Genomic DNA, 15,374 nt, shown 5'->3' with positions numbered 1-15,374 from the left:
GGCGTACTATGCTCGTACGTCAAGGAGCTTTCGACGAAGCCAACAAAGTTAATCGAATGAATGCAACTTGGTATAAGCGCTCTCTGCTGCCTCAACAGAGCTGACATTTACAAGAGGTTTGGCAGGGAGATGCTCATACTTGGTAAATTTATAAATTGCAGAAAACAAAAGAATATGCTATAATCATCTAAAGTTGTACAGATAGTTAGGGGGGACAGCTATAGCAGCAATAAAATAGCGAATTGGGGGGCTTGTGGAAGCAGTAGAGCAATTTTTCAGAGACAATATGCACTATGTGTTTTTTGTCTATGGATTAGCTTTTGTTTTCATGGGCATCTCGTTATCCTTACAGCCAAAAATTAACGAACATTTTAAGCCGGTAAAAGTTATCTGGTTATTATCTTTATTTGCCCTGCTTCATGGTGTTAATGAATGGCTTGACATGTTGTTATTTCTACATCCATCGAATGATATACTAAAAACAATAAGCTTCATTTTTCTGGTTTCGTCATTTTGTTTTCTACTTGAGTTTGGCAGACAAACACTGAGAATATGTGAAAGTATCACGGTAAGATATCTTTCCCAATATTTGAAATGGTGGTTAGTGCCTGTGCTTTTAACAGTTATTGTAATTGTCTCTTATAATTCACAGGCAACACTTCAGAGCGGACAAATATTATCAAGATATTTTTTAGCATTTCCGGGTGCTGTTTTTTCTGCCATTGGCTTGAGATTGCACTGTAAGGCGACATATATATCACAGAAGATGAAACTTGAAAAATACTTTCTGATAACAACAATATTTTTTATAGTATACGGGATATTAGCAGGGTTGGTTGTTCCGGAAGGTGATTTCTTCCCCTCTAATATTCTTAATACAAATAACTTCTTAGCTTTTGTTAAAATTCCCGTACAAGTATTCAGAGCTGCAGCGGCAGTAATTATCGCTTTCTCTATGGTTGGGGTTATTAGACTGTTTAATTACGAGGCAAAGAATATGTTACAGGAAACAATAGATGAATTATACCGGAAAAGAGAAAATATTGTTCAGAATGCAAAACTTCAGGAAGTTGTAAATTCAATACTCAAGGTCTCTCTACTGTCTGTTTCTCTGAAAAGGCAACTGGAGAAAATCCTGGAGATTTTAATATCGATACCGTGGTTAGCCTCACATAAAAAAGGATGCATATTTCTTTTAGATGAAAGGTACAACCGGCTCAGAATTGCAGCATCTCATAATTTTAGTTATAATCAGTTGTCAACATGTTCATCGCTAATCCTGGGGCAATGTCTCTGCGGCTTGGCAGCCTCCTCGGGGGACATAGTATTCTCATCTGATTCTACAGATGAGCGGCACACTATAATGTACAACAATATAGAACTTCACGGGCATTATTGTGTCCCTGTTATTTTAGAAGACAGACTTCTGGGGGTACTGACTGTGGATTTAAATGCAGGGCATACCAGAAACAGCAATGAAGAGGTTTTCTTAAAAACAGTTGCAAACACCATAGCGGGAATAATTGTAAGGAAGGAATCTGAAGAGAGGATAGCTGATAGTGCTTTAGCACAAGGTGTTATGAATCTTATATTAAATGTATCGCTTGAGCTGATTCCATTAAAGGAAAAGCTGCAAAAAATTCTTGACATTCTCAGTAATGTACCATGGATTTCTGAGTCATCATCAATGGGATGTATTTTTTTGATTGAAGACAACCCTGATATGCTTGTAATGAAAGCCCACAGACGAGTACCTTTGAAATTATTTGAAACCTGCACCAACATCCCGCTTGGCAAATGTTTATGTGGAACTGCTGCACAAACCGGAAAGACGATATTTAAGTCCTCGGTGGATAATGAGCATGAAATTCAATATGATGCTTTATATAATCACGGACACTATTGTGTTCCCATTAAGTCAAAAAAGGTAGTGTTGGGAGTTATAAGTATTTATGTTAAAGAGGGACACACGTATGACAAGTCGGAGGAGACCTTTTTGTTGTCGGTTGCAGATGTATTGGCAGGGGTTGTTGAGCGTAAGGCTGTTGAGGACAGGATAGAACGGATGGAGATTCTTGAGCAGTCACTTCAGGAAAGTGAGAAAAAATACCGTCAGCTTGTTGAGCTTGCCCATGAGGGTATCTGGGTGACTGATAAAAACTTCAATACAACTTTTGTAAATAAGGCAATGGCTGATATGCTGGGGTTTACAATTGGGGAGATACTTTCAAGGCGGATGTTTGCTTTTATGGATATCCCTGATATTGAGACAGCTAAAAAATACATAGAAGGCAGCAGACAAGGCTTGACAAACCACCATGACTTTGCATTTATACGTAAAGACGGCACTAAAATCTATACGATGGTTTCCGCCGCCGCCGTGATGGATGAAAAAGGAAATTATGACGGAACAATTGCTTTTTTAACAGATATTACTAAACGGAAAGAAGCTGAGAAAACGCTAAAAAGCTCTGTTTTAGAAAGAGATGTTCTGCTCAGGGAGTTACATCACAGGGTAAAAAACAATCTGCAACTGGTTTCCGGGCTTATCGGCCTTCAACTTAATTATGTTAAGGATAAAACTTACAGAGATATGTTTATAGAAAGCCGCAACAGAATACAATCAATTTCTTTGATACATGAAAAACTCTATCACAAAGAGGGGTTATCGGAAATTGATTTCAAGAAATATATAACGAGTCTTTCGCAGGATATTTTTATCTTTTTAGGTGCCGGGAAAAATAAGCTCACCTTCAAAACAGACATAGAGAATGTATATATTGGTTTAGACATTGCAATTCCCTGCGGATTAATAATAAACGAGCTTTTTACAAACATTTTGAAACATGCCTTTAAAGACGACAGAGATGGTGAGATCAAGTTGGTAGTTCACACGGTAAATAACGATGAAATAGAATTGATTATAAGTGATAACGGTGTGGGGCTGCCACCGGAGACAGACTTTAGTCAACCAAAAACTTTAGGGATGCAAATAGTTTCCGTGCTGGTTAAGCAAATTGACGGAACAATTGAGCTGGACAGAACAAACGGAACAACGTTCAGCTTAAGGTTTAAAAAGCATTACAATCAGCCGTAGTTTATAGTGTTGAAATGTAGTTCATGGAATCATAAAGCAAAACTTACATTCTACTGTTTTAGCGGACCCAGTTGGTGTTCCCCTATGGCGCTAAACAGAACTGATGGCGCAATTCCAGGTCTTTTGTCAAGCCGGTGCTCTCTGCCAGGTGAGAAGTCAAGAGTCATCCAAAAAACAAAGGGGGTTGAGCAGGCATTACTTTTGACATAAGGAAAAATACAAACGGTGTTTTCTTGCAACCCGGACAGGGAATACTCTTGCTGTGGAGGCGTTCCACCATCTGGGGTGTAACCTCAAGCTCATAGCCGCAATTTTGGCATTTAACGGAATTGCCGTCGTTCACAGACATACCTCTGACATTTATGTGTCTCCTTTGAGTTTATTGTATATATCTCATGCTTGCTTATTTCCAAGTCTTCAGGCGTTCTGTGAGTCGGATATTGCCTGCTCCTGATTGCCGGTTTTAAAATAACAGCTGCCACGTTCATACAAGGCCCATGCGTTTTCAGGTTTCCGCCGCCGGTTTTTTCTCTTTATTTGGTTTCTCTTTTTTTGTAGGAGTAAGGTCTTTTTTAACAATATCCACTCTTTTGTTATTAGTATCCATAAAATATGCACTTGTAACGTCCCACTGTCCATTTTGTCTCTTCATACGGATATGTACTCTGACCGAGCCGGTTTCACTCTTAGCGGTAAGAGTGTATGTGGCACTACCGGTGTTTCCACTGGTTTTTATTTCAGCGTCAGGGAAAAAACTTATTTCCACATTGCCACCGACAGCCGATATAACTTCATCACTGGTTGTAACCAGCTCCGCCGCCATCTTGTATGAGGCTGAGTTTTTAATTAAATGAATTGCTCCCAAAAAAACGGCTGCAATAGCGATAGTAACTACAACTATTATTATAACAGCAATTCGTACATAGAATTTTTTGAGGGCTTTATTTTTCAGCTGTGAGGATGCGGGAAAGTTACCCCCCCTGTCCTCAACAAAGACGTGGTTAGCCCTGCAACGGGGACATACCGACTGTAGCAGAAAGCCCCTGAAGTCCGCCTCATTAACAGCATTTTGCGTGTTACACAAAGGACACCTAATTGTCATCATGTACCTCAGACAATATACTAAGCTAATTCTGACACATATTTACCGATTTTGTAAACTTGGTTGTGATAACTTAAGATAACATAAACGGAGTGATTATGTCATTACGAGCGAAGGCCGGAATTCAGTCTTTTATTTTTTTATTAACTTGAAGTTGACAATATTAAAAAATAGTAATATAATAAGACTTTAAGAAAATCTAAATTAAATGAGGAAGATACAGCAATGGGCGGAGCATATACAACATTTCATCCACACAAGATCAAGAGAAAAAGGAAGCATGGTTTTAGAAAGCGTATGTCAACTGCGGCAGGACGTAAAATCATAAAAAGAAGAAGGGCAAAGGGACGAAAAGAGCTGAGCGCTTAAGGAAAAGCTACGAGTTTCAAGAGGTTTTAAAAAAAGGCCGTAGATTTACCTTGAGTATGTTGAAAGTTTACGTTTTACCGACTTCCGGCACATTGGTGAGATTAGGCCTTGTTGTCAGCAAAAAAACAGGAAATGCAGTAGTCAGGAACAGGGTTAAAAGATTTTTCAGAGAAGCGGTCAGATTGATTTTAATGGACGAAAAGGCTAAGATGACACCGTCGGATGTTGTTGTAATTGCAAAACCTTTGGTATCTACTGTTGGGTTTAATAGTGTGTTTGCAGAACTTAAGACCTTGTTTGATAAGTTAAAATGAGAGCTGTTCTTATCCTGATTATCAGGTTTTATAAAGCAATACTGTCACCGCTTTTTCCGTCTTCTTGCAGGTTTTATCCAAGCTGCTCGGATTATTGCGCAGAGGCAATTGAAAGAAATGGGAGTTTTAAGGGGTTATTAATGTCGGTAAAGAGAATTTTAAGATGTAATCCGTTTAATAGCGGCGGCTATGATCCGGTTAGATGAAAACAAAAAATAAGGAGAGGATCTAAAATATACTATGGAAAAAAACGCTCTTGTTGCGATAGTGTTGTCAGTTGCCGTACTGTTTTTATTTCAGTTTTTATACGTCAAGCCGCTTGCGGAAAAACAAAAGACTACACCTCAGACAGCGCCTCAAGCTAAAGCTCCGGCAACCGGCGCCTCAGATAATGCGACCACAGTTTCACAGCAGGCTAAGGAAATGCCGGCTGTTGCCACATCCGCTCCGGCTGTTGAAAAACCGGTTACTCCGGAGGAGGTTAAACATATAACGGTTGATACCCCCCACTACAGTGCAATCGTTGGTTCTCTGGGTGGGGCTATTGAATCGTTTAAACTCAAAGAATATAAAGACGACAGCAAAAAAGACGTCAATTTAATTGACAAATCGGCCAAATATGGTGCTTTTGTAATCGGTGCAACCACTGATTTTGAGCTTTCTCAGGCTGTGTTTGCTACAGACTCTAAAAATATCACAATAAGCGGAAGTGACACAGGCAGAGTGGTTCTGGTTTATGAAGCAAACGGTAAGAAAGTCAAAAGGACATATACTTTCTACGCTGACAGTTTCAAGGTTGGCCTTAAGGATGAAACTACCGGAATGGATTCTTACTACATAACAGTCGGCAGTGGTTTTACCAGAGACGGAGGGGATGGATACGGTGCGCACTTCGGACCGGTTATCTTAAACGGTATGGACAGGGTTGAGTTCGATGAAGATAAAAAAATGGATGACGTTAAAAAATATACTGAAAGTGTAAAATGGATAGCTGAAGAGAACAAGTATTTCTGTGCAGCTTTGGCTCCACAGAGCCCAATGGCTGAAACAACGGTGTGGCAGCTTGCGGCTACCCCTGCCGGTGTAAAACAAAAGTCTATGGTGGCTTTTAAAAGCACTGCCTCAGTCAATGAATTTCTAATTTATGCGGGTCCTAAGAAATACAATGTGTTAAAAGCTCTGAATGTCTCTCTTGAGCATATCGTTGACTTCGGTTATTTTTCAATAATTGCAAGGCCGCTTTTCTGGTTTTTATTGTTTCTCAATAAATACCTTGGAAACTTCGGGCTTGCCATTATTGCCTTGACAATTATTGTGAGGGTACCGTTTATTCCACTTATAAACAAAGGGCAGAGTTCAATGAAGAAACTTCAGAAGATTCAGCCGCTTATGACTGAAATCCGTGAAAAGTACAAGAAGGACCCTCAGAGGATGCAAAAGGAAATGATGGGGCTCTACAAAGTCCATAAGGTTAACCCTATGGGAGGATGTCTTCCGATAGTGATTCAGATACCTGTATTTTTTGCCCTTTATAAAGCACTTCTGGTGTCGGTTGAGTTAAGAGGAGCACCATTTTACTTTTGGGTAACAGACCTCTCAGCAAAGGACCCCATATATGTGCTTCCTATTATTATGGGTGCTACAATGTTCATACAGCAGAAGATGACCCCTACGACTATGGACCCCACTCAGGCTAAAATAATGATGATTATGCCGGTAGTGTTTACATTCATGTTCTTAAGTTTCCCATCAGGACTGGTTCTGTATTGGCTAGTTAGTAATATCTTAAGTATAGTGCAGCAGATGTATGTAAACCGTAAAGCTGAGACAGCCTAAACCATCTGTGGATGTCATTACTTGCCACCTCAATGCCGATTTTGACTGTTTGGCTTCAATGGTGGGAGCAAAGAGGTTGTTTCCTGAGGCGAGACTTGTGTTTCCCGGATCTTTGGAAAAACCTGTCAGGGATTTTCTTAAAACCTATCCGGTTGAGTTTTCAAAGATAAAAGATATTCCTTTGGGAAGCATCAGGCGTTTAGTCATTGTGGACACTCAGAGCGCTTTAAGGATAGGGCGGTTTGCAGATATTGCCGGTAAAAGCGGTGTTATTACATTTATATATGACCACCATACTAAAAAACAAGAAGACATCCGTGCCACCGTAGAAACTATCGAGGAAACGGGGGCAACTGCAACAATAATAACTGAGCTGTTAAGGAAAGACAATATAATTATCTCAGCTTTGGAGGCAACCATACTGTGTCTTGGGATTTATGAAGAGACCGGCTCGATGAGGTTTGCCTCTACAACGGAGCGGGATTTAAGTGCAGCGGCATATCTGCTTAGGCGTGGGGCAAACCTTAACATTGTCTCGGCATTTCTAAGGCCATTATTAAGTAAAGAGGATTTTGAACTTTTAAATGAGCTGGTTTCATCTCTGACAGATGTGTTTATCTCCGGCGTAAGGATAAAAATCGGGGTAGCCGTTAGGGACAGTTATTTTGGTGATGTTGCCTATATGGCCCATTATATAATGGATATGGAGGAGACGGATGCTGTGGTTTTGGTGTTTTCAATGGAGGGAAAAACTTTGCTTGTAGGACGATGCCGGGTGCCGGAGCTTAACATAGCGGAGCTGATGGCAATGTACGGCGGCGGCGGTCACTCGATGGCAGCCTCGGCTACTATTAAAGACAGCATTCCTGAGATTATTGTAGAGGAGATAACGAGTACCCTTAGGAAGTTAATCAAACCTGTTAAGACGGCAAAAGACATAATGACAAGCCCGGTTATTACCATCAAACTGAACTCCACAATAAAAGAGGCCGCCATGCTGCTTACGAAATATGAAATAAATGTATTACCGGTTATCAAGGAAGACGCATACGTGGGTGTAATTTCCCGCGAAGTGGTAGAGAAGGCTATATTTCATGGTTTTCAAAAAAGCTCCATTGATGATTTTATAACAACAGATGCAGTGACCGCCGGTACCGGGACATCTCTGAGTGAAATTGAAGAGACGATGGTAGAAAAGAATCAGCGCTTTCTACCTGTACTTAAGGGTGAGACTATAGTTGGAGCCATAACGAGAACCGATCTGCTCAGAAACCTATATGAGGATTATGTAAGACAGAACAGAGTGGCGATTGACAATGATTTTAAGACATCAACAAGAAGAAACGTCTCATCTCTACTTAAGGAAAGGATACCTGTCTCAATTTTCAATATATTAAAAGAGGCCGGAGATGTTGCCGACACACTTGGAATGAATTCATACCTTGTTGGGGGCTCGGTACGGGATCTTCTGAGGTCGGAGCAGAATCTTGATATAGATATAGTTGTAGAGGGAGACGGTATAGCTCTTGCGTGGGAACTTTCAAAGCGTCTCGGCGGGCGGGTAAAAACCCACGAAAGGTTTCAGACAGCTAAGATATTTGGGTTAAAACCGGAAAAAAGCGGCATTAAGGATTTTGTTATAGATATTGCAACGGCACGCACTGAGTACTATGAAGAGCCTGGGGCGCTCCCTCAGGTTGTCACCTCATCTATAAAAAAAGACCTCTACAGACGGGATTTCACGATAAACACGCTTGCCGTGTGTCTGAACAAGCGGGATTTCGGTAAACTTATAGATTTCTTTGGAGCTCAAAGAGACCTCAAGGAGCGCACAATCCGTGTGCTTCACAATCTGAGTTTTATAGAGGACCCCACAAGGGCTTTCAGAGCTGTGCGTTTTTCGGAGAGGTTTGATTTTAAAATAAGCAAGCACACGGAAAAACTGATAAAAACCGCCGTGAAGTTTGATCTTTTTGGAAAGGTATCCGGCACGCGGTTATACGATGAAATGTTATCTGTGTTTAAAGAGTTAGACCCGTCCAAAGCGTTGAAGAGGCTCTCAGGCTATGGCCTCTTAAGCGCCATTCACCCGGACTTTGCATTTACTAAGGAGCTAAGCAACATCTTAAAGAGTATCCATGACGCTATATCGTGGTACAGACTGACGTTTTTTTCAAGTGAACCGGATATCGGGCGGATTTATCTGATGGGGATAATGTCAACTCTGCCGGCGTTGTCACGCCTGGATGCTCTAAAGAGGCTGACAACACCTCCAAATATAATTGACAACATAATTAATTCGCTGAGACATTCGATTGAGCTTTATAATTTGCCTGATTCCAACGACCCTGCAACACTATATCATTTCCTCAAAACTTTGAGTATAGAAACCGTACTTTTTTTGATGGCTCAAAACAAAGGCAGGCAGCAGGCCATATCAAGATATCTATCAGAGCACAGGCATATTAAACCTCTCCTGACCGGCATGGAACTTAAGGAAATGGGTCTGACTCCAGGAATAATCTACAGAGATGTGTTTAACGGCATAATCAACTCAAGAATCTCAGGCGCAATCAAAGATAAAAACGATGAGATTGCCTTTGTAATGAAAGTAGTGGGTGAAAAGGAAGGGTAGATAAAGATAAATGAGGTTACCATTTGGTATCTTCATAATAAGGTGATAATAGTTATTTCATGATAAATAGTGTTTTTTTCATTTCCACTACTACAGCGAAAACCATAATTCCGTTCATTATTTTTAGTGGTTGAGATTGCCACGTCGCTATCGCTCCTCGCAATGACGAATAAAAAAACACAGTAAGAACAGCTACATGCCGTCATTGCGAACCCCAGCAGGGGGTGTGGCAATCTCTTCTTTAATAAATTCAATAAAAACATACTTTTGCTTTTTGCTATAATCATCATTGATGGTAGAGATAAAGTTTTTTGCATGTATAGCCGATTATGAAGTTAAGACTTATAACGAAAAGAGGGACAAGAGAACTTGAAAACCATATATTTGGCCGGCCCGTTGTTTTCTAAAGCTGAAAGAAGATGGGTAAATTTAATAAAGGGATATATTAAAAGGCTTGCTGAGGATAAGGGATTGGACGTCAAAATAATTAATCCTCAGGAGTTGATATTGACTAAGGAGATAGCGGCCTTAGGTGAAAATGCCAAGTATGAAATCTTCAATCGCTGCCGCAGACATCTTGACGATGTCGATATTTTGGTAGCGATTTTGGACGGAAGCCAGGTGGATGACGGTACAGCATGGGAGGTTGGTTATTTTAGTAAAAGCAAGGGGCAAAGACAAAAAATAATAGGCATCAGGACTGACGTCAGAAACGCAGGGGAAGGCGTCTCATCTACCGTCAATGCCATGATTGAGTGCTCTTGCGATAAAATTGTTGATTCCATTGAAAAACTGTTGAAAACTCTTTATATATGGCTCTATATTGATAACAAAAACGGACAATAATTTCGGCTGACTTTGTTGGCTTCATCAACAAGATACGTTTCATTTTTTTGATCCGGCATAAAGCTTAACAGCCCTTATAGTATTGCTTAAAGATAAATGATTTCTTATTGAGTTTGGAATCGTCCGTGCAATTGCATAACTATAGTAAAAAACTAAATACCATGATAAAATCTCTTTGATGAAAGTCAGTAATACCAGATTAACAAACATTCTTATCAACCAAAGTTCGTTGTAAACATTCACTATAATGCCTGCTAATGCTAAGATTGAAAGACTCTTTAAGGCTTTGCTGCTTTTACACCATATAAGTATTTGAGGCACTGTAAATAAAATAAAACATAATCTGTAAACCCAATTATTACCTATAAGAAAGGTGCCTAGATAAAGCCCTGCTCCAAGTCTGAGCCCGTCAATGTGCTCAGTGTCCTCACCGGCTGTCCCTGCACTCAGGCCCTTTGACACGCCTGTTGAAATTATAAGTAATGTTGCCAAAAATGCAAGTATATGGAACTGGCCTGCTGTGAAAGGGACATAACTTGAGATTCCCCACCTGCCCAGATAAGGATAAATCGTATCAATGAACACAAGCGCACCATAAGAGTATTCAACGCCGCGTCCTGTACTGGTATAGATTGCAGCAAACTCATCTCTGATTAAAAATAAATAACAGGCAAAAAACAATATCATGATTACAAACATTTTCCCGTTATGTTTTATTCCTTTCTTTAAAAAAACTGAAAATGAAAATATTGGATATAATTTTATAAATGAGAAAAACAATATTATTAAATATGATATGATTGCTTTATTTTTTCTTAGAAAAAAAAGTGATGCGTATAATGCAATAAATATCAACATATCGATATTAACACGTTCAACCAGTAACATCAGGGCGGGTGAATAAAGCAGCAAGCAATAAACAACAAGGCCAAAGGAGTCAATATCTCCAATGAACCTGAAAATTATAAAGAAATACACAGCAATGAGAACAACGCTTATGACATTTGTGTGGCTTGTGTTAATTCCGGTATAAACTAATATTGTCGAAAACTTTGTATAGTTGAAGTACCCGCCGCAAAGGTCATGTACTGTTTTACTACTGAGGTCCATCCCTTTTCTGAGACATTCCATACTGCACGCTATAATATTTAAATCACCAAATACCGGTTTTGATGCATACATTCCAAAAACACTACAGGCGGTTGTAAAATCATTATAATGAATAAGCACTGCACTAAAGAGTACAAAGTACAAAACCAAAAAACACAAAAGTATTACACGTCTATTCAACGATCACTCCCTGAAGAACCCGAAATTGTGCTGCCTGACATTTTGACATTTAACGGGGCATTTTTTCTGCATTGTCTCTACAGTGTTGCAATTGTAACAGCGTCTCCACCATCCTCCGTCTCCCCTTTTTTAAAAGATTTTACAAGCGGATGTGCGCAGAGATACTGCCTGATTGCCTTTGAAAGAGTCCCTGTTCCAAGGCCGTGGACTATCTTTACAGTTTTTAAATTACACAAAACAGCGTCGTTTAGGTATCGTTCAAGCTCTGAAAGTGTTGGGTCAACACGTTTTCCAATAAAGTTGATTTCCATAGGAACTTCCCGATTTATAGCATCATCTGTGTTTCTATAGTATCTGCCGGTTTGCTCTGCTGATTTTTCATCCATTTCAGTAATTGCGGTGATTGAGATTTCTATCTCACGGCCGTTTGCCAAAACACAACAACGCCCTTTGGCCTCATTTACCGTGACCACCTCGCCATAGACTTTAAGTCCCTTTAAAAACACCTTTTTCCCGGGTATTACTGTAACTTTCGGTGCAGCAGGCTCAGTTGTGAATGATTCATTTTTATCTCTTATTTCCTTTAACTTATTTCCTAATTCTTTAACCAATTTTTTAGCTTTCTCAGCTTCCGAAGTTTTAATCTGCTCAAGGATTTCATTAGCCTGCGTTTTTGCTGCGGACAATATACTTTCCGCCTTATCCAGGGCTCTTTTAATGGCCTGTTTTTTTGAGGTCCTGACAGAGGTTATTTCCCCCATCAGTGTGCTCTTAAGTGCTCTGAGTTCCTCTCTCAGTGCGTCCACCTCTTTGGTTTTCTCTTTATAGAGTTCAAGCTCTGTGTTAAGGTTGGAAAGCAGAGTTTCCATCACAGTATCCGAACCGCTGAGAATTGCCCTTGCATCTGTGATTATCTCATCAGATATTCCGAAATTGGAGGCGATGTCAAAGGCATGGGATTGGCCGAATTGGCCTAAGGCAAGTCTGTAGGCTGGTCTGAATATCTTTTTGCCTCTTTCATCAACAAATGTTTCCACTTCCATAGAGCCCACTACAACGTTGTCGTTGGAGTATGCAAATAATTTCAGGGCTCTTAAGTGAGTGGTAACGGCCACAAGTGAGCCTTTTTTCATAAGTGCCGTTAATATAGCGGAGGCCAGGGAGCCGCCCTCATCCGGGTCGGTGCCGGTGCCAAGTTCATCTAAAAGCACAAGGGTACTGTTGTCGCTCTCCGAAAGTATTTTAGATATCCGGCTAAGGTGTCCGGAAAATGTGGAGAGGTTATCTTCTATTGACTGTTCATCTCCGATGTCAACAAAAATCCTCTTCAAAAACGGGATACTTGTACCCGATTTGGCCGCAATGTGCATTCCTGAGAGAGCCATAAGATGAATTACCCCGATGGTTTTAAGTGCTACGGTTTTCCCCCCGGCATTAGAGCCGGTTATCACAACAGCCCTTACTGAGTTACCCATTGTAATGTCAAGGGGTACGAGTTGTGCAGTTTTATTTTGCTTCAAAAGAGTATGCTCTAATATGGGGTGCCGGCCCCCTATTATATTAATATATCCGCTGCCGGTAATTTCAGGGGCGGACATAGCACCGGCCTCCGAGTAGCGGCTAAGAGCCGATACGCTGTCAATTTTTATCGCTATCAGATAGTCTTTTTCAATATCAGGCAAATGTTCCCTGACAATTGTGCAGAGGTGCTTTATGATTCTGAACTCCTCAATTTTCTCATCCCCCTTAAGGGATTCAATCTCATTGCCCAGATTCTGTGCCACATAAGGTTCGACAAAGATGGTCTCGCCGGTTTTGGATATATCGTGAATTACCCCGGGAATCTGCCCCCTGGAATCCTTTTTGACCGGAATGACAGCCCTGTTGTTACGAATAGTTATAAAGAAATCCTGAAGGTGCGGGGCATAGTCTTTTCTTTGCAAAATCCCATCGAGAAGCTTTTTAAGCCTGATATCCAGTGATTTCAGCCTGCGCCTTATTTCATAGAGCTCTGTGGAGGCGGTATCAACAATGCCGCCGTCTTTATCTATGGAGTTTTCAATGGTTTTCTTTATAAACGGATGCGTTGTAAGATTGGATACAAGCTCTGAGGTTAATGGGTATTGGTGCTGCTTTGCAAATCTCTTAAGGTTATAAGAGGAATCAAAAAGCGCAACAAATTCTCTTAGCTCAACAGGCTGAATTATAGAGTTTTCCGGTTTCAACGCATTAAAAAACGCAGATAAGTCAGAAACCGGCTCTATTCCGGTTTGGTTGTTTTCAGCAAAAAGATTTCGCCACTCCGTTATGAAATCTATTTCGTGTCTGACTTCATCAGGAGTTGAAAGCGGCCTCAGGTTTAAAATACTCTCCCTGCCTGCAAAAGTAACTGCATATGAGGCGGCAATCTCAAGTATCTTACTAAACTCTAACGCCGCTACAGTGTTGTCATCTATCATCTGGACGTATATCGTAACATATTTCAGGTATTTTACGCTTGAACTCAGACGCAGGCCTGTTTGACAAAATCACTATTATAGTGTTTTACTCTTCATAATATAGCAGTAATCTTATAGAAATTGTTGGTGTGATAATGGCTGATTTAACTGAAAAAGAATACGACCTTGCCGTGGTTATTCCTGTTTATAACGAACAGCAATGCATTAAGGAGGTTGTTGGTTCATGGAAAGATACCATTTCAAAAACCGATATAAACGGGAAATACCTGATAATAGTCTTAAATGACGGCTCTACTGATAAAACTTCAGAGGCTTTGTCTGCTTTTAACAAAGATAAAAATGTCAGGATAATTGATAAAAAAAACGAGGGCCACGGCCCCACCATTTTAACTGGGTACAGAGAGGCCGTCAAAGTCTCCGCCTGGGTGTTTCAGTGTGACGGTGACAATGAGCTGAAATCCTGTGATTTTCCCCATCTGTGGAACAACCGTTTATCTTATGATGCACTTTTTGGCAAAAGAACCGGCAGGGTTCAAAGTTTAAACCGTAAGTTTATTTCCAAAATTTCAGCCCTTGTGGTCAACAAACTCTTTGGCGGCGTTATCGCTGACGTCAATATTCCTTACAGACTCATTCGCTCCGGTATTGTTGAAAAAATCATTAAACATATACCTCAAAAAACATTTGCTCCTAATGTGCTGATCTCCGGTGTTTTATCGAAATCCAGACTAAAAATATATGAACACCCGGTTTCCTATGAGCCCCGTAAAACCGGTACTGTTTCCCTTGTTAAGTTTAAACTCTGGAAATCCGCTTTTAAAGCATTTTTTCAAACCGTAGTGTTTTTTTTTAAAAGCGGTAGCTTAATCAGGGAAATTAACTCTATCCGCTAAATAGTTATAGCTGTTGTAATTAAGCAGTATTTATTAAAGGAGTTTATTAAAGAAAAATAATAAAATGCTCGATAAATAAACATAATTTATGATGGATAGTGTATTTTACCATGTACATTTCGGCCAGTTTCTGGTTTCAAGGGGGTTTCTTACCTCAGATATGCTTGAGGGAATACTCAGACTTCAGACCGAAATTAACGTTGCCTTTGATCTGAGCGTTTTACAGCATGAAGTTTTAGGCTCAGAAAAAATTAAATTAGCCGTGGATTATCAAAAAACAAACGGAGTATCTCTGCATGAGGCCCTTATTGCCCTTAACCTGCTGGATAAAGATACCATTGCTGAGATAGAAGAAAGACTACAGGAAAATGACGTTAAATTTGGCGAGTTACTTGTAAAAAAGGGTATAATAAATGAGGGCGAAATCAAGGTGTTGCTGGAGGAGTATGAAACCGGTATTAAGCATAAGAGATTTTTAAACGAGGTGAACCTTGCCCTTTTCAGGAAAGACGTTCATAGTCAGAGGCGTTAAA

At 40.2% G+C, this 15,374-nt stretch carries 12 protein-coding genes and 1 pseudogene; 9 read left to right on the top strand and 4 right to left on the bottom strand.

Going from position 1 to position 15,374, the window contains the following annotated elements:
- Positions 1-253: 253 nt before the first annotated feature.
- Positions 254-3,097: a PAS domain S-box protein gene (locus H7844_12190; protein ID MEO5358041.1), complete on the top strand. Its 2,844-nt coding sequence runs from the start codon at positions 254-256 to the stop codon at positions 3,095-3,097.
- Positions 3,098-3,260: 163 nt separating this feature from the next.
- On the opposite strand, the gene H7844_12185 is transcribed toward H7844_12190, so the two are convergent.
- Both H7844_12185 and H7844_12180 read right to left on the bottom strand, forming a co-directional pair.
- Positions 3,261-3,440 (bottom strand): zinc ribbon-containing protein, encoded by a 180-nt coding sequence (locus H7844_12185; protein ID MEO5358040.1) that lies wholly within the window; start codon positions 3,438-3,440, stop codon positions 3,261-3,263.
- 162 nt (positions 3,441-3,602) lie between these two features.
- The gene (locus H7844_12180; protein MEO5358039.1) at positions 3,603-4,202 is read right to left on the bottom strand and encodes a zinc-ribbon domain-containing protein; all 600 of its coding nucleotides are present in this window, start codon (positions 4,200-4,202) and stop codon (positions 3,603-3,605) included.
- A gap of 222 nt (positions 4,203-4,424) precedes the next feature.
- Here H7844_12180 and rpmH point away from each other — a divergent pair, with 222 nt between their 5' ends.
- The 6 genes and pseudogenes from rpmH to H7844_12150 all read left to right on the top strand — a co-directional run bounded on the left by rpmH (position 4,425) and on the right by H7844_12150 (position 10,199).
- Positions 4,425-4,568, top strand: a complete 144-nt coding sequence (gene rpmH / locus H7844_12175) for a 50S ribosomal protein L34 (GenBank protein ID MEO5358038.1) — start codon at positions 4,425-4,427, stop codon at positions 4,566-4,568.
- A 41-nt stretch (positions 4,569-4,609) separates the two neighbouring features.
- Positions 4,610-4,882: pseudogene (rnpA, locus tag H7844_12170) on the top strand (ribonuclease P protein component).
- Positions 4,879-5,088 carry a membrane protein insertion efficiency factor YidD gene (gene yidD / locus H7844_12165; protein MEO5358037.1) on the top strand — a complete coding sequence of 70 codons (210 nt, stop codon included), beginning with the start codon at positions 4,879-4,881 and terminating at the stop codon, positions 5,086-5,088. The pseudogene rnpA and the gene yidD overlap by 4 nt, the downstream one beginning before the upstream one ends.
- 34 nt (positions 5,089-5,122) lie before the next feature.
- A complete protein-coding gene (gene yidC, locus H7844_12160) occupies positions 5,123-6,718 on the top strand; it encodes a membrane protein insertase YidC (GenBank protein ID MEO5358036.1) in 1,596 nt (531 codons plus the stop codon).
- A 7-nt stretch (positions 6,719-6,725) separates the two neighbouring features.
- Positions 6,726-9,353, top strand: coding sequence for a CBS domain-containing protein (locus H7844_12155; protein MEO5358035.1), 2,628 nt, complete (start codon positions 6,726-6,728; stop codon positions 9,351-9,353).
- A 369-nt stretch (positions 9,354-9,722) separates the two neighbouring features.
- A complete protein-coding gene (locus H7844_12150) occupies positions 9,723-10,199 on the top strand; it encodes a nucleoside 2-deoxyribosyltransferase (protein MEO5358034.1) in 477 nt (158 codons plus the stop codon).
- A gap of 39 nt (positions 10,200-10,238) precedes the next feature.
- Here H7844_12150 and H7844_12145 read toward each other — a convergent pair whose 3' ends face one another.
- Positions 10,239-11,489, bottom strand: coding sequence for a hypothetical protein (locus H7844_12145; GenBank protein ID MEO5358033.1), 1,251 nt, complete (start codon positions 11,487-11,489; stop codon positions 10,239-10,241).
- 77 nt (positions 11,490-11,566) lie between these two features.
- Positions 11,567-13,948, bottom strand: coding sequence for an endonuclease MutS2 (locus H7844_12140; GenBank protein MEO5358032.1), 2,382 nt, complete (start codon positions 13,946-13,948; stop codon positions 11,567-11,569).
- Positions 13,949-14,082: 134 nt separating this feature from the next.
- Here H7844_12140 and H7844_12135 point away from each other — a divergent pair, with 134 nt between their 5' ends.
- Both H7844_12135 and H7844_12130 read left to right on the top strand, forming a co-directional pair.
- Complete coding sequence (locus H7844_12135; protein MEO5358031.1) at positions 14,083-14,841, top strand: glycosyltransferase family 2 protein; 759 nt, start codon at positions 14,083-14,085, stop codon at positions 14,839-14,841.
- 88 nt (positions 14,842-14,929) lie between these two features.
- Positions 14,930-15,373, top strand: coding sequence for a hypothetical protein (locus tag H7844_12130; protein ID MEO5358030.1), 444 nt, complete (start codon positions 14,930-14,932; stop codon positions 15,371-15,373).
- The last annotated feature ends 1 nt before the right edge of the window (position 15,374 follow it).

Source organism: Nitrospirae bacterium YQR-1 (assembly GCA_039908095.1).
In the GTDB taxonomy this organism is placed as follows: Bacteria; Nitrospirota; Thermodesulfovibrionia; order Thermodesulfovibrionales; family Magnetobacteriaceae; genus Magnetomonas.
This window is presented reverse-complemented; position numbering and strand designations above follow the sequence as displayed.